Source organism: Lysinibacillus sp. FSL H8-0500, assembly GCF_038051955.1.
Classification (GTDB): Bacteria; Bacillota; Bacilli; order Bacillales_A; family Planococcaceae; genus Lysinibacillus; species Lysinibacillus macroides.
In genome coordinates this window covers 2,636,192-2,651,087 of record NZ_CP150292.1, presented here as the reverse complement: position 1 = coordinate 2,651,087, position 14,896 = coordinate 2,636,192, and the positions used below count along the sequence as shown (strand labels likewise).

Genomic DNA, 14,896 nt, shown 5'->3' with positions numbered 1-14,896 from the left:
ATAAATAAAAATGGAATATGAAATTTCAAGATGTTCATAGTGTGCTAAATACGTTACGATAGATGGAAGCGGTCTACAGGGGGAGAATTTTTATATGTCACAAGAACAATCCTATACAATTGAAGAGGTTGCACAATTATTAAAGGTGTCGAAATTAACGATTTATGATTTGGTGAAAAAGGGAGATTTACCTGTTTTTCGCGTTGGTCGCCAAATGCGGGTGGATCGTGCAGATTTGCAAAGCTATATACAAAAGCGCAAAACAGGAGCTACACCACCAGCCGTAACCAGCCCTCCTAAAAGCCAACAAAAAATTATTATAAGTGGACAGGATTTTGTGTTAGATTTATTAGCAAAATATATTGAAAAGCGACAAGCCATTAAGGTGCTGCGTTCACATGAAGGTAGCTTAAACGGGGTAATGGCGATGTATAATGGTGAATGTGATATTGCGAGCTTACATATGTATGATGGTGACTCAGGCGATTACAATACACCTTACCTTAAAAAGATTTTTGTCAGCCATGCGTTTCTACTCATTAATGTTATTACACGCAGGGCGGGCTTTTATGTGCAGAAAGGCAATCCCTTACACATACATTCCTTTGACGATTTTAAAACGAGGTCATTTCAGTTGATCAATCGTGAAAAAGGCTCAGGTGCGCGTACATTATTAGATGAGCAATTGCGTATCCATCAGATCAAGCCATCGACGATTAAGGGGTATGATAATGAAGGCAGGAGCCATATTGATGTAGCCTCGGCTGTGGCAAATGGTCATGCAGATATTGGCATAGGCATTGAAAAAATAGCCAAGCTGATGAATATTGATTTTGTACCTGTGGTGAAGGAGCGTTATGATATTGTGCTCTTTAAAACAGTGGAAAATGAAGCATTGATTCGCGCGGTAAAGGAAATTTTAACAGCAGCAGATTTTCAGGCAGAGGTGGCGGCACTAGGGGATTATGATATTAGCCAAATGGGGCAGATTATTTATGAAACACTTTAATGAAAATTTATATTGAGTTAAAAAATGAAATCAATTACAATTTGATTAGAAAATTTTATGGTCGTTAGGTAATTGTTGAATTGCTTCATGTCCATGAAATTTTTTATGAATGAATGGTGAGATGGATAAATAAGTAGGGACAACTGCTTAGGTATTAGCCCACCATAAAATAGCTTGCGTAGCAGATGCGCAGCTATTTTATGGTGGGCTTTTTGCTGTAAACATAAAGGGGGAGTGATGAAGTGACTTGGGCAGTATTACACATAATTGGCATTATTGCGTATGCAATCAGTGGAGCATTTGTGGCATTACAGGCTAACTATTCTTTTATTGGCATATTTGTGCTTGGACTTGTAACGTCTTACGGTGGCTCTATTATTCGCAATATTGTACTCGATATACCAGTTTCAGCTATATGGGATCGTCAATCGTTATTAGTGGTACTGATAACGTTAACAGCTATTTTATTTATAAAAAGAAATTGGATCCATCACTGGAACCGCTGGGGCTATTTCTTTGATTCGATTGGGCTTGCATCCTTTGCGATACAGGGGGGACTACTAGCCAAAAGCTTAGATCATGATCTAGGCATTATTATGATTGCTTGTATGTTTACAGGGGTTGGCGGCGGAATGATTCGTGATTTGTTAGCTGGCCGAACACCACTGGCATTAAGGGAGGAAATTCATGCTGTATTGACCTTTTTATGTGCCTTTTGTATTTGGATTGGCTGGAGTAGTCCGCTTGAATTATCCATTATTGTTGTGTTGATTGTCTTTATTCGAATGATAGCTGTCAATTATAAATGGATGTTTACATTTCCTGTGAAGCAATCTAAATAAATTGACAGGAAAACAAATCTTCTTGTCGAAATAGTATGGTGGAATGGAGGAATGACAATGACAATCGAACGATTACGTGAATGGCTACATGCCTCGACAAATACCGTTATTTTAACAGGTGCTGGCATGTCAACGGAAAGTGGTATTCCTGATTTTCGCTCTGCATCAGGCTGGTGGAACAATATTGATCCTCGCACTGTCGCGACAACGGAGGCATTAGCGCAAAATTATGCATTATTTCATGAGTTCTATAAAATGCGTATTGAAAATTTAGCAAAAGCGATGCCACATGAAGGGCATCATATTTTAGCAGATTGGGAAAAAAGTGGAATGGTTTCCTTAATTGCTACGCAAAATGTAGATGGTTTTCATCAATTGGCAGGTAGTCAACGAGTGGAGGAACTTCATGGCTCCATACGCACCATTCGTTGTGATCGCTGCCAGCAAGCTGCTGCAATGGAGCATTTCTTTGACAAGATTGAGTGTATACATTGCGGTGGACAGCTACGCCCAAATGTTGTGTTATTTGGAGAAAGCCTACCACAGGCAAGCTGGCATATATCTATAGAGGCAATTAAAGCTGCTGAGCTTGTTCTTGTCATTGGCACAAGCCTCGAAGTGTACCCTGTCAATCAACTGCCTATGATGACAACGGGAAAAACGGTGTATATTAATTTAGATGTTTCACAGCATAAAACCCAATTCGATCTAACAATTGCGGGAAAAATAAAAGAGGTGTTGCAACAATTATAAGGGCGCCCTTAGCAAGTAAAGGAGCGCCTAAAACATTTGAGGTAAAATTTCTTTTAGATAGCGCTGATTTTTCCGGAGCCATATTTTTAAAATAATACGATGTGTTAGCAGCTTTTTCCTTTTTCGAGGCCTTGCTTTCGCTTCTATTAAACTTAGTAGGAGTATACGTGTTTCAGGTGCAAATGCTTGCGGGTCTACAAGCACATCAAGCTTATAATCAATTAACTGTGCTGCCTGCACCTTTGCAAGTAATTGGGCAAAATGCTCATTCATCTCTAAGTAGTTTTCATCTAATGCTAGGTCAATTAATGTAAATAATGTTTGTTCAATGTCTGCTTCGAGTATTTGTAGCTGCTCTGGTGTCGCCATTATGAAAAAATCACCTCTTTCTTAGACAACGAAAAATCCGAGTGTGGCACAAAGGATGCCAACGAGAAGTGTTGTACTTATATAAATAATAGCTTGTTTGTCCTTTTTTTGCTCAATCAGTTGTAAGCATTCAAAGCCAAATGTTGAAAAGGTTGTATAGGCCCCTAAAAAGCCAATGCCAACTAACTGCCAAAGCGTATCACTTGGGTGTAGGGCAAATAACAGACCAAGCGCAAAAGACCCTGTGCTATTAATGAAAAAAGTTGCCCACGGATACGGATGGGCAAGGTATTTGCCTAGATAAAATCTTGTGATGGCGCCAAAAAACCCGCCAAGACCAACCAACATCATGCAGTAAGCCTCCTTGCTAATTGAATACCCATCCATGCACAAATAAGACCTCCACCAACACTGCCAAGGCTATAAAGAATAGCCTGTAGCCATTCACTGTGCTGTAAAAGTAATAATGTCTCTAAGGAAAAGGTCGAAAAAGTTGTAAAAGCCCCTAAAAAGCCTGTGCCCATTCCTACAATGATCGGTGTTGGTTTTGTAAATGTTGTAAAAAGCCATGCAAGGCATAAGCAGCCTAGTAAATTTATACAGAGTGTTGCAAAGGGAAAGCCACCTGCATTTGGAATGGCAAGGCTAAGGCTATATCGACAAATAGCCCCCAAAAATCCCCCTATACCAACAGTAAAAAATGATTTCAAAGATTCATCGCTCCTTTAGGTATAAAGATTGTATCACGGGATGTTAGGAATGGATAGCCTGTTTCCTTATTACTTATTTACTATAACTTTATAATAATAGTGAAAATGATTTAATTGAATACTATATCAGACTAAAGAATGAATTTTCTAAAAATTTTAACATTTTTTATTGATTACTAGAAACACAAAGGATTAAAATAAAGACGAGGCTATCTAACAAGCATTTTTTAATTCAGCTTAATAATTTGTAAGCGCCTCCAAATAATTTATCTGAGCAATGATAATAGGTATATATGCTTACAGGATAGTGTCATAAAATGAGGTAGGGGGTTTATTTATGAAAAAAATAACAATGGGTTTTGTCTCACTGCTTATGTTGCTGATGGTATTGGCTGCATGTAGCGATACGGGAGATGACAAGGAAGATAAAGCAGCGGAAAAGAATGATACAGGGTCACTTGTTATTTCAGGAGATATTGTCTCAGAGCAAGGTGGATGTGTCTTAGCAAACCGCTTCTCACCAGGCGATAAAATTATTTTCCGTAATAATGTGGTGGATGGTCTAACAAATGAGCAAGTCAAGGATGCTAAGGTACAGGTTCATCTCTCTACAGGCGAAACGCTAGATATGGCCTATGGTAAGCATGGAGAGGATAATTTTTGGGTAGTGGCGTATCCTGTAACAGCCGATACACCAACAGGTACGATTAATTACACAGTGTCAGCAGAGTATGAGGATCAAAAGGGTGAGTTCAAGCCGTTTAATGTTGCTCCTTCATTATTAACAATTGTTTCTGAGGATGTAGCGGCAGCACCACAGGAAGAGCCAGCTGCAGAGGAAGAGGGAGTAGATTTGGCTACAGTGGAAACCAATCAAAACGTTGAGATCATTGGGAAAAATTTTGAGTTCCATGGTCCAAATGGCGAGCAAACTTTTTATGTAAAAGCAGGCGAGGAAGTAACGCTTTCGTTAAAATCTGAAGAAGGTGTACACGGTGTATCCGTAGAAGGATTAGATGTTAAATTAGATAAGGATGGTTCTACAAAGTTTACACCTGAAAAAGCGGGTGAATATAACATGTCATGTAGTGTATTTTGCGGTACAGGACATGGTGATATGACAGCAAAATTAGTCGTTGTTAACTAAAGGGAGGGGTATAGATGAAGTATATTGGTAAAACGCCCCTGCTTATGCTTGTATTGTTTATAATGAGCGTCATGTTAATCGCTTGCTCAGATGAAGATAAGGCAACGACAGATAAACAACCTGCTAACAAAAATGCAGAGCAGCAGGAAGCAACGGAAGAAAAGCTATTAAACAATATTACTCTATCAAAGGCGCGTGGGTTTGTTCGAGATGAAGTATCGTTTGAAGTAACAGACCTACAGGCGAATGAGCCAGTGGAGTTAGTGTGGAATGCCATCAACGGGGAGTATGAGATTGAGGATTTATATGCGGTGATCGGACCAAAGTTCGCAGAGGAAGAAATCGTTTTACAGCAGGGAACGGCTGATGCCGAAGGAAAATGGAATGGTATGTTCCATGTACCTGAAGGCTTTGGAGGGGATTTTACCGTATGGGTCAAGCAAGATGGTAAAAAAATTGGGCAAGTCGGCTATACGGTTGATCCATCATTTGTCATGGAGCCTACATCAGGTCCAGTTGGTACAGAAATTACCATTAAAATGGAGGGCCTTGGCTGGAGCACCTATATGCGTAACTGGCAATTAACGTATGATAATAAATATACGGGGCTTGTTACAGGTATCTCAACAAACGGTACAGCAGAGGCGAAAATTCGTGCTGCTGGCGCTGTTGGTGACCACGCGATTCGTCTGCGCACAGGCTATTTAGGAATGCAGTATATCAACTACTTACAATCGCCATATCCAGATAAGCCAGCACCTGACTTTATGTTTACGATTACAGAGGGTGTTGCTGCCACGATTGAAAACCATGTAGAGGATGCGCCAGTTGCGGCATCAGGTGGTTTGGAAATGCCAAAGTTACAGCAAGCAGAAAATGTGAAGGTGGCACTAAGTAAGGATGAAGGTATCGTCGATGAGCCTATCACATTAACAGCTTCAGGCTTACCAAAGGATACAGAAATTGAGCTTATTTGGAATACAATGAAGGGTAGCCGTGTGAGTGGGAAAGGCTTTGGTGAGGAAACCATGTCACTCGATAAGGTCAAAACAGACGCCGGGGGGCAACTGCAATATGACTTTAAAGTGCCCGATGATTTAGGTGGTATTCCCCATCGTTTAGATTTAGTAGCAAATGACAAGGTGCAGGGTCAGGCGTATTTACGCATTTTACCATCCATTGTTGATTTTACGCCAAAATCAGGTCCAGTTGGCACAAAAATTGCCATTACCATTAAAGGCGGCGGCTGGACAGAATTTGATAATGCCTATTATTTAACATATGACAATGCATATACAGGCTATTTATGTGCTTTTAATAGCCAAGGAAACCTAACATTTGATGTCATTGCAACAGGTGATGTGGGTTATCATTTAATCGACTTATACCCTGGTATTTATAAGCAGCAGGAAAAGGATACAGATATGACGTTAATTCCACAATTAACGTATTCTACAGACCATCCTGGCTCAGCAATGCCTGCGATTCGCTTAGCCTTTGAGGTAACAGAGTAATCATTTAATGCTTTAAAGCGCAAATTATTTACTGAAAATAGCAAAATGATGGTTGACAAATATTTCTACACTATGATAATCTTCAAGAACACTATAACAAATAAACGAAAGGAGGGCATGGCAATGTTCATTTTACCAGTAGTATATTCCAACACAGTTCCATACATTGTCCATGCCTGATTTCTAATTTTAATCACATAGAAAAGGTATGGCTCTGTCCTGCCTTTTATAAGAGACACATGCTCTTTGTAGGGTATGTGTCTTTTTGTGTGTTAAAAAGGTTGTGGTGATACTAAATAAAGGAGTGGATGTTGATGAGAAGAAACATCGGACAACGTATGATTTTCAAAAAGGAATTGCTAGAAAGCGGGTAGTATAACTCTAACAGCACAGAAGAAAGAAGGTTATCATCTATGTTTGACGTCTTAAGTAAATTAAGCTGGTTTTTTAAACAATACTGGAAGCAGTATACGATTGCGATTATTCTACTGATAATTGCCAGTGGATTAGAGGTTGTGCCTCCCTATTTACTCGGCTCGATTATTGATATATTGACAGCGGGAGAAATGACACCAGCCATTTTAACGAACTATATCTTAATTTTTGTAGGGATTATTATTGGTGGCTATTTCCTTAATTTTGTCTGGCAATTTCGATTATTTGAAGGGGCTATTAACCTTGAGAAAATTTTACGACGAAATTTAATGCAGCATTTTTTACGCATGACCCCAACATTTTATGAGAAAAATCGTACAGGTGATTTAATGGCACGAGCAACTAATGACTTAAATGCCGTGTCCATGACAGCCGGCTTTGGTATTATGACATTGATTGATTCAACGATTTATATGGGCTGTATTATTTTTGCGATGGGCTATATGATTTCATGGAAGCTAACATTGTTTGCGATGTTACCCGTGCCGATTATGGCTATTCTCATTCAATATTTAGGAAAAATCGTACATGAACGCTATATGAAGGCACAGGATGCTTTCGGTGAGCTTAATGATAGTGTGCTTGAATCTGTCGCAGGTGTTCGTGTTGTGCGAGCCTATGTTCAGGAGAAAAAGGATGAGGCTAGTTTTGCGCAGATGAGTGAAGAGGTGTATGCCAAAAATATGCATACAGCTAAAATCAATGCCTTATTTGGACCCATTACGAAAGTAGGTACAGGCATTAGCTATGTTGTAGCACTTGGCTATGGCGCTCATTTAGTAGCAATTGAGGCGATGACAGTTGGGCAGCTTGTCACATTTAATGTTTATTTAGGGCTAGCTGTTTGGCCAATATTTGCAATTGGCGAGCTTATAAATGTGATGCAACAAGGGAATGCTTCTTTAGATCGTGTACAGGAAACATTGAATTATCAGGCGGATGTTCAAAATAGTGCGAATCCACAAATAATGGCGACACCAAAGGCCATTGGATTTGATGCTTTAACATTCCAATATCCAATGAGTCAGGTAAAAAATCTACAGCAAATTTCGCTGTCATTGAAAAAAGGGCAAACACTTGGCATTGTTGGGAAAACAGGAGCAGGAAAAACAACCTTCCTACGACAACTATTGCGGGAGTATCCAATTAGTCAGGGTCAGCTATTCATTGATGATATTGATATTACTGCTCAAACGAAGGAGCAAGTGCTGGATTGGATTGGCTATGTACCGCAAGACCATATACTTTTCTCACGGACAATTCGTGAAAATATTTTATTTGGGAAAGAGGATGCCACACAGGCTGAATTAGAGCAGGCAATTCGTGCCGCCTATTTTGAAAAGGATTTAGATAATTTACCAATGGGGCTTGAAACGCTCGTTGGTGAAAAGGGTGTATCTCTTTCAGGTGGTCAAAAACAGCGTGTGTCCATTGCGCGCGCATTAATTAAAGACCCTGAAATTTTAATGCTGGATGACTCATTATCCGCTGTTGATGCCAAAACAGAGGCAAAGATTATTGAAAATATTCAGCGAGAGCGTCATGGTAAAACGACCATTATTACGACACATCGTTTATCTGGTATTCAGCATGCGGATAGGATTATTGTTTTAGATAATGGGCAAATTGTAGAGCAGGGTACACATGAGGAGCTTCTTGCACAACAGGGATGGTATAAAGAGCAATTTGACCGTCAGCAACTAGAAGGAGGTGCCTCATGAGTACGAGTCAACGTTTAACACGCTATGCGATGTATTTTAAAAAGCCGATACTACTAGGCTTATTTTTCCTAACAATCGCTGTTTTTACGGAGCTTGTTGGGCCATTTATTGCCAAGCATATTATTGATAACTATATGACTATTGGTCAGATCGATATCAAACCAATTACGTGGCTATTGTTGGTGTATTTACTACTAGCCATTGCAACTGCTATATTACGCTATTTTATGTATATATATTTACAAATAGGGGCGAACCGTGTTATCCAAAAATTACGGCAGGATGTGTTTGCCCATATTCAAACCTTACCTATCCAGTATTTCGACAATTTACCAGCAGGAAAAATTGTCGCACGCGTGACCAATGATACAGAGGCAGTGCGCAATTTATATGTGCAGGTGCTGTCGAATTTTGTCACAAGCTTTATTTCCATTATTGGTGTCTATATTGCACTCTTTATTTTAAACTGGAAAATGGCGATGCTTGCCTTAATCATGATCCCTATTATTTATGTATGGATGATTTTGTATCGAAAGTTTGCTTCTAAATACAACGATGTCATTCGTACAAAAATCGCTGATCTAAATGCGATGATTAATGAATCCATCCAAGGCATGACGATTATTCAGGCATTCCGACGTGAGCAGCAAATGACGAAGGAATTCGATGATATGAATAATGAGCACTATGCTTATGGAAGAAAGCTATTAATGCTTGATTCAGCCACTTCCTTTAACCTTGTAAATACGTTAAGAATGATTATGTTTACAGTTTTTATTTTCTATTTTGGTACGCAATCATTTACAGCGACTGAAATCATTTCGGCTGGGACCTTGTATGCCTTTGTTGATTATTTAACAAAGCTTTTTAATCCCATTACCAATATTGTGAATCAATTTTCCCAGCTTGAGCGCTCACTTGTTGCAGGTAAACGTGTGTTTGAGGTATTGGATACAAAGGGTGAGCCTGTCTCCGAAAAAAGCCTGCCACGTTATCAGGGAAATGTCGTGTTTGAGGCTGTTTCCTTTGCCTATAAGGAGAATGACTATGTGCTGAAAAATCTATCCTTTGCGGCACATCAAGGGGAAACGATTGCTTTAGTCGGTCATACAGGCTCAGGGAAAAGCTCCATTATGAATTTATTGTTCCGCTTCTATGACCCATCAAAAGGGAAAATTACCATTGATGGTATTGATATAACGGCTGTGCCCCGTCAAACAATGCGTGAGCATATGGGCATTGTGCTGCAAGATCCTTATTTATTTACAGGAACGATTGCCTCCAATGTTAGCTTAAACAATCCTGCCATCTCACGAGAAAAGATAGAGGCTTCCTTAAAGGCTGTTGGGGCAGAGCGTGTATTAGCGAATTTGCCCAAAGGCTATGATGAACCCGTTATCGAGAAGGGCAGTACACTATCCTCAGGGCAACGTCAGCTGATTTCGTTTGCCAGAGCTCTTGCCTTTGATCCAGCGATTTTAATATTAGATGAAGCTACGTCAAATATTGATACGGAAACAGAGGAAATCATTCAACATGCTATGGATGTTCTAAAAAAAGGACGCACAACCTTTATTATTGCCCACCGACTTTCTACTATTAAAAATGCCGATCGCATTCTTGTGCTGGAGCGAGGTGAAATTGTAGAAAATGGCACGCATGATGAGCTGTTAGCACTTGGCGGGACTTATGAAAAAATGTATCAAATGCAAGCCAATTCATTGCAATAATGTAAACACGAAAGCCCCACATCGCGACAAGTGGGGCTTTCCGTATTTATCTCACATATTTAAAGATATTGACAAAGAATAATAGCGCAGAGAGGGCTACAGCTATGCTACCCCCTGAGACAAACAACTCAAATAACCAACGCGGTACATCCAAATAGACCATCATCATGCCGATCAGTAAAAATGGTAGGCCGAGATTATAAAGCCAGAATTGTGCCTTTGCAAGCCTTGTTTCCGCAGCTTGCCGATAGATCGAATAAATTAACCCAATAAATCCAGTAGTAAGCCAACCGATCACACCAATATGAGCATGTGTTGCCTTCCATTGAAGTTGAATCGTATAATGCATAAACAGTCCAAACGCTAAAACAATTACTAAATACACGATTGAAATCTTAATCCATTTCGCACCCATCCGTAACAACTCCTTTCCTGAAAGTATTTTAGCTAGCTGCTACAGTATATTCTTGTCAAATAAAAAAGATGCTTGAAGGAATTTGAAAATAACTGTAATTTACTGTCTTTATTGATAAAAGAGTCGACAAATGATGAAGGGGAATTCTCATAAATCGTGCATGTTTGGCAGATATACTGAGTGAATTGAGAGCCATTTCTGAAAATTATTGATACAGTCGTAGCAAAATACGGTAAACTAGATGTGCTAGTTATCATGCACATACTATGAAACACAGTGCGAAGGCATATTTCTAAATGGTCATAAATAGGAAGCGGTGAGAAGTAAAATTCGACGCGGTCGTTTTGGCAGGGTATCTGACAAGAGGCTGTCTGAGGATGCACACTATCGTACAGCTTGACCGGAGGCTCACCAATGCTCTATATGTAAGGAGGATTTTTTTGAAACAAACCAATATTTTTAAACTCATCCATATGGTTGAACAGGTGAATAATGCTAATATTATACGTTTTACAAAAGCATTTCCTTATCCATTAGGAATTTCGCCTATTTTGGTATTAAATGAGCTTCATGCAAAGGGCCCGCAAAAGCAAGCAGAATTAGCTGAAACCCTTGGCTATACAAAAGGAGCGATGACAAGTATTGCGGAAAAACTTGTGAAGCTTGACTTAGCAGAAAGATTATATGACCCAACTGACCGTCGTATTATACGTTTACAAATAACCGCTGAGGGGAAGGAGGCATTGACAAAGGCACAGGCTATTGGAAAAGAGGTCTTTGTCCAGCTTTTTGAAGTATTGGATGAGGCGGAAATTACACAATATTTGCTGATTCAAGAAAAATTAGTACAAGGCATCCAGCAAAAAACAGCTTATTAAAAAGGCATTTTACTCTGTAATATTATAAAAATGTACATTACTAAATTCAATTTTAGTGGTGTACATTTTTATTTTACGCTCTTTTCTATTGATTTAATAAAGAATTAGATGATTATATAGAAAAAGTCGGTGTACATAATAAAGGATTAAGTAAGACTTGTGTAACAGATTATGGATATCCAGCTAAAATGCAATGTTTAGGTTGTAAAGCAAAAATTCCTGTTCCAGACCAACAGAATGAACGTTAGAAGTTATTCAATTATCGAAAGACATGGAGAAACGTTTTAAACAATTAGGATTAGAAGTTGAAGTACGGAAAGCAAAGATTAAGTTGAAAGAAATTAATTTAATCAAGGAATATAGAGAGGAATAGCAATCTGAACCAACTATTCAACACAATTCATTCAGATAAGCGACAATGGCTTGATCAAGTGCATCAAAAACGTAAAAAGTGTTCTATTTTCATTGGGATTGATACTATAGAATATCTAATTGCCCTGTAACCTATCCTAGTATAAGTCAGTATACGAAGCCATTTGACCCTCAAGGGAAAGAAATTCATTCCAATACAAGAAAGCGTAATGATGAATTGTATACGTATTACAAAAAGCACAGCAAACCATATAAAGTAAATAAGGTACGTAAACAGCTTCTATATTAGTCCCCTAAACATGATAAAGACGTTGGTAAAACGAAGTATATGAAGCTCTCAAAAGAAGAGTGAGTGGCATAGATTAATAGGGATTGAACAATCCGATGCAGAAAATCAAAAACAAGGAGGTGCTAATTCTTTTAAGCAGTTTAAATAGATAATTAATTAGATACAAAGATAGCCTTGAAAAAGTTTTAACAAGGCTATTTTGACTATCTTAGTTCAACTAAAGGACACCGTTAGTTGAAGAATATCTTTAAGAATTTGTAGATAATTTTAAATGTTTATCAGTTAAGAGAATAATGGTTATATTCCATCTTGGATGTAACTTATTTGTTTAAATCCATACATCGTCTTCGGCGGTTAATTCCGAACAAGTTTCACCAGTGTTGACTACACCTCTAGGCTCTACTATCATTGCCTGGCATTCATTTTCAGCATAAGTCTTATACTCTACACCTTTTGGGATCACAAACATTTCTCCTTCAGAGAGTTTAACCTCTCCATCTCGGAATAGGATGGACATTTCACCGCCTATTACGAAGAATACCTCATCGGTATCTTTATGAATATGCCAGACAAAATCCCCTTGAATCTTGACTAACTTTAATTGATAGTCATTCATTTCACCAATGACCTTTGGCGACCAATGTTCATTGAACTTAGAAAATTTTTCATTCAAATTAATAGCTTGGTAATTAATATTAACCCCACCTTTTTCGTACTCTACGTACCATATTATTAACTTCGTTCCTTGTTACCCATCCTGCTCTTTGGTTTAAAGGCTGATTAATAAGGAAGAATCAGCCGCTAACATAGTAGAAAATTTCTCTGTAACACTTTCCATGGAGCTGAACAAAGATTGGTATAGTTGGTGCTTTCTTCATGACTCAAAAATGCTTTGTTATCAAGCAATTGACATGCATAAGTAGGAAAGAATCGATAGCAAAAAATTGAATTAAAATCAGTGTAACTATTTAGCATATATCAAATTCGTTGAGGAATCGAAACGGTTCGCTCATTGACCACATTTCCCGTGTTTAGAGTAGTTTTTGGTTCGATTAATAGCAAATGAACTTCTTCTTCAGCAATTGGCTGATGTTCAAGTCCTTTAGGTATCACAATAAACTCCCCTTCATTAAGAGCGATTTCACCATCCCTAAAACGGATTACCAACCTCCCTCTCCATACAAAAAACATTTCGTCCTCGTCATCATGGTGATGCCAAATGAATTCACCCTTAATCTTTACCATTTTAATGTATGAATCGTTCAACTCTCCGCCTATTCTAGGATTCCAATAATCATTTATTTGCAAAAATTTTTCTTGGACATTTATCTTTGAAATCAATAGATTCCCTCCTCATTAATTGGAAATGTGTGTTTTATCTTATCCTATCTAAAATCCTCTTTTTCTCAATTCTCCTCCTCATTATCAAATAACAAGGTACGCAATTATGTAGTTTTAGCGTAAACCCTTATACAACTTAGTTTACATACTTCTATGGATCACGTAAAATCAAAAAATAGTGTATAGATAATCACAATTTGTGATGCAAAAAGGAGAGAGTTATTTTGGACATTAAATCTTTGGAAGTATTTAAAGCAGTAGCAACTGAACAAAGCATTACAAAAGCTGCCGAGAAATTAAATTATGTACAGTCAAATGTTACTGCACGAATACAGCGTCTTGAACAAGAATTAGGCGTTCCTCTGCTATATCGATATCATAAGAAGATATCGTTAACGCCTGCAGGACGTGAACTGTTGCCATATGTAAACAAATTGCTCTACGATTTCGAAGAAGCGATAGAGGCAGTAAAACTTTCCTCTACTCCGCGAGGAACTTTGCATATTGGTGCTATAGAGTCAACTGCTTCTACAAGGCTGCCAATAATTTTTACACAATATCATAAGAAATTTCCGCAAGTAGAATTGAGCCTATATATGGCACCTACCGTAGATCAGGTTAGTGCCATTCTCAACTATAAGGTAGATGGCGCATTGGTAGATGGACCAATTCTTCATCCGGAAATTATGGAATACCCTGTATTGGAAGAATCCCTCGTTCTGATTACAAGCTACTCCCCGAAGCCATTCCAGGTAGAATCAATTTTACATGAACCATTGCTCTCGTCATTCGCGCATTGCATCTATTTGGGGCGTTGGCAACAATGGCTAGAGGGCAATGGCTATGCTCCTATGAAGGTAATGGAATATGGCACTCTGGAGGGTGTCCTTAAATGCGTTGAAAACGGGCTAGGAGTCACCGTATTACCGAAATCTATGGTTGAATCTCGGGTGCAAGGCAGACTTACCTGTCATCCATTACCGGAACCACATAGAACAGTACCTACTGTGTTTATAAGGCGTCGTGATTCGTACATGACCAGTGCTCTCTCACGATTTATGGAGTTAATGGGCATAACTAATGTGGGATCAGCGACAGCTAGCCTTTTGAAAGAATCTAGGTAGGATACAGCAGCAACGTTCTTTAAAAATGGAATGGAGGTAATCTATATATAACGGCATAAACAAGATATATAGTTAAAAAGAACTCTCTTCTATGTACCATAGATATTTTCATACATTTCTTTATAGCCAATTTTCAGATGAAAAAGATGGCAATAATAAATTCGTTATAAAATTGCAATTCCTTATTGAACTAACTTGCTTTGTTAGTTGAATAACATATACTACACTTTTATTTTATAACCATTCC

General features: G+C 38.5%; 15 protein-coding genes. 9 read left to right on the top strand and 6 right to left on the bottom strand.

Annotated features, from left to right (window positions below):
* Positions 1 to 94: 94 nt before the first annotated feature.
* From MHB44_RS12690 to MHB44_RS12680, 3 genes are all read left to right on the top strand, one after another.
* Positions 95 to 1,009 carry a helix-turn-helix transcriptional regulator gene (locus tag MHB44_RS12690; protein WP_341299456.1) on the top strand — a complete coding sequence of 305 codons (915 nt, stop codon included), beginning with the start codon at positions 95 to 97 and terminating at the stop codon, positions 1,007 to 1,009.
* 242 nt (positions 1,010 to 1,251) lie between these two features.
* Positions 1,252 to 1,851, top strand: coding sequence for a trimeric intracellular cation channel family protein (locus MHB44_RS12685; protein ID WP_341299455.1), 600 nt, complete (start codon positions 1,252 to 1,254; stop codon positions 1,849 to 1,851).
* A 57-nt stretch (positions 1,852 to 1,908) separates the two neighbouring features.
* Positions 1,909 to 2,604, top strand: coding sequence for an NAD-dependent deacylase (locus MHB44_RS12680; protein ID WP_341299454.1), 696 nt, complete (start codon positions 1,909 to 1,911; stop codon positions 2,602 to 2,604).
* A gap of 27 nt (positions 2,605 to 2,631) precedes the next feature.
* Here the strand turns inward: MHB44_RS12680 and MHB44_RS12675 are convergent, their stop codons facing one another.
* The 3 genes from MHB44_RS12675 to crcB are packed head-to-tail and all read right to left on the bottom strand — an operon-like array spanning position 2,632 to position 3,683.
* Positions 2,632 to 2,973: a hypothetical protein gene (locus tag MHB44_RS12675; protein ID WP_341299453.1), complete on the bottom strand. Its 342-nt coding sequence runs from the start codon at positions 2,971 to 2,973 to the stop codon at positions 2,632 to 2,634.
* A gap of 21 nt (positions 2,974 to 2,994) precedes the next feature.
* Positions 2,995 to 3,324, bottom strand: coding sequence for a CrcB family protein (locus MHB44_RS12670; RefSeq protein WP_341299452.1), 330 nt, complete (start codon positions 3,322 to 3,324; stop codon positions 2,995 to 2,997).
* Positions 3,321 to 3,683: a fluoride efflux transporter CrcB gene (gene crcB / locus MHB44_RS12665; protein ID WP_341299451.1), complete on the bottom strand. Its 363-nt coding sequence runs from the start codon at positions 3,681 to 3,683 to the stop codon at positions 3,321 to 3,323. Before crcB ends, MHB44_RS12670 begins: the two co-directional genes overlap by 4 nt.
* 337 nt (positions 3,684 to 4,020) lie before the next feature.
* On the opposite strand from crcB, the gene MHB44_RS12660 reads away from it, so the two are divergent.
* The 4 genes from MHB44_RS12660 (at position 4,021) to MHB44_RS12645 (ending at position 10,230) form a co-directional block, all read left to right on the top strand.
* Positions 4,021 to 4,830, top strand: coding sequence for a hypothetical protein (locus MHB44_RS12660; protein ID WP_341299450.1), 810 nt, complete (start codon positions 4,021 to 4,023; stop codon positions 4,828 to 4,830).
* A 14-nt stretch (positions 4,831 to 4,844) separates the two neighbouring features.
* Positions 4,845 to 6,344, top strand: a complete 1,500-nt coding sequence (locus MHB44_RS12655) for a hypothetical protein (RefSeq protein ID WP_341299449.1) — start codon at positions 4,845 to 4,847, stop codon at positions 6,342 to 6,344.
* A gap of 413 nt (positions 6,345 to 6,757) precedes the next feature.
* A complete protein-coding gene (locus MHB44_RS12650; RefSeq protein WP_341299448.1) occupies positions 6,758 to 8,500 on the top strand; it encodes an ABC transporter ATP-binding protein in 1,743 nt (580 codons plus the stop codon).
* Entirely contained in the window at positions 8,497 to 10,230 is a 1,734-nt protein-coding gene (locus MHB44_RS12645) for an ABC transporter ATP-binding protein (protein ID WP_341299447.1), read from the top strand. Before MHB44_RS12650 ends, MHB44_RS12645 begins: the two co-directional genes overlap by 4 nt.
* A 46-nt stretch (positions 10,231 to 10,276) precedes the next feature.
* Here the strand turns inward: MHB44_RS12645 and MHB44_RS12640 are convergent, their stop codons facing one another.
* On the bottom strand, positions 10,277 to 10,645 hold the full coding sequence (locus tag MHB44_RS12640) for a hypothetical protein (protein ID WP_341299446.1): 369 nt from the start codon (positions 10,643 to 10,645) through the stop codon (positions 10,277 to 10,279).
* Between the two features lie 440 nt (positions 10,646 to 11,085).
* On the opposite strand from MHB44_RS12640, the gene MHB44_RS12635 reads away from it, so the two are divergent.
* Entirely contained in the window at positions 11,086 to 11,523 is a 438-nt protein-coding gene (locus MHB44_RS12635; RefSeq protein ID WP_341299445.1) for a MarR family transcriptional regulator, read from the top strand.
* Positions 11,524 to 12,512: 989 nt separating this feature from the next.
* Here MHB44_RS12635 and MHB44_RS12630 read toward each other — a convergent pair.
* Together MHB44_RS12630 and MHB44_RS12625 are read right to left on the bottom strand one after the other, a co-directional pair.
* Complete coding sequence (locus MHB44_RS12630) at positions 12,513 to 12,878, bottom strand: cupin domain-containing protein (protein ID WP_341302971.1); 366 nt, start codon at positions 12,876 to 12,878, stop codon at positions 12,513 to 12,515.
* A 284-nt stretch (positions 12,879 to 13,162) separates the two neighbouring features.
* Positions 13,163 to 13,525, bottom strand: a complete 363-nt coding sequence (locus tag MHB44_RS12625; protein WP_341299444.1) for a cupin domain-containing protein — start codon at positions 13,523 to 13,525, stop codon at positions 13,163 to 13,165.
* Positions 13,526 to 13,749: 224 nt separating this feature from the next.
* Here MHB44_RS12625 and MHB44_RS12620 point away from each other — a divergent pair, with 224 nt between their 5' ends.
* Entirely contained in the window at positions 13,750 to 14,649 is a 900-nt protein-coding gene (locus tag MHB44_RS12620) for a LysR family transcriptional regulator (protein WP_341299443.1), read from the top strand.
* Positions 14,650 to 14,896 lie beyond the last annotated feature (247 nt).

Bases quoted from the DNA above. Each gene is read 5' to 3' on its own strand.
- MHB44_RS12675 (WP_341299453.1), bottom strand. From the start codon at position 2,973: ATGGCGACACCAGAGCAGCTACAAATACTCGAAGCAGACATTGAACAA.
- MHB44_RS12645 (WP_341299447.1), top strand. From the start codon at position 8,497: ATGAGTACGAGTCAACGTTTAACACGCTATGCGATGTATTTTAAAAAG.
- MHB44_RS12655 (WP_341299449.1), top strand. From the start codon at position 4,845: ATGAAGTATATTGGTAAAACGCCCCTGCTTATGCTTGTATTGTTTATA.
- MHB44_RS12670 (WP_341299452.1), bottom strand. From the start codon at position 3,324: ATGATGTTGGTTGGTCTTGGCGGGTTTTTTGGCGCCATCACAAGATTT.
- MHB44_RS12680 (WP_341299454.1), top strand. From the start codon at position 1,909: ATGACAATCGAACGATTACGTGAATGGCTACATGCCTCGACAAATACC.
- MHB44_RS12690 (WP_341299456.1), top strand. From the start codon at position 95: ATGTCACAAGAACAATCCTATACAATTGAAGAGGTTGCACAATTATTA.
- MHB44_RS12660 (WP_341299450.1), top strand. From the start codon at position 4,021: ATGAAAAAAATAACAATGGGTTTTGTCTCACTGCTTATGTTGCTGATG.
- MHB44_RS12650 (WP_341299448.1), top strand. From the start codon at position 6,758: ATGTTTGACGTCTTAAGTAAATTAAGCTGGTTTTTTAAACAATACTGG.
- MHB44_RS12640 (WP_341299446.1), bottom strand. From the start codon at position 10,645: ATGGGTGCGAAATGGATTAAGATTTCAATCGTGTATTTAGTAATTGTT.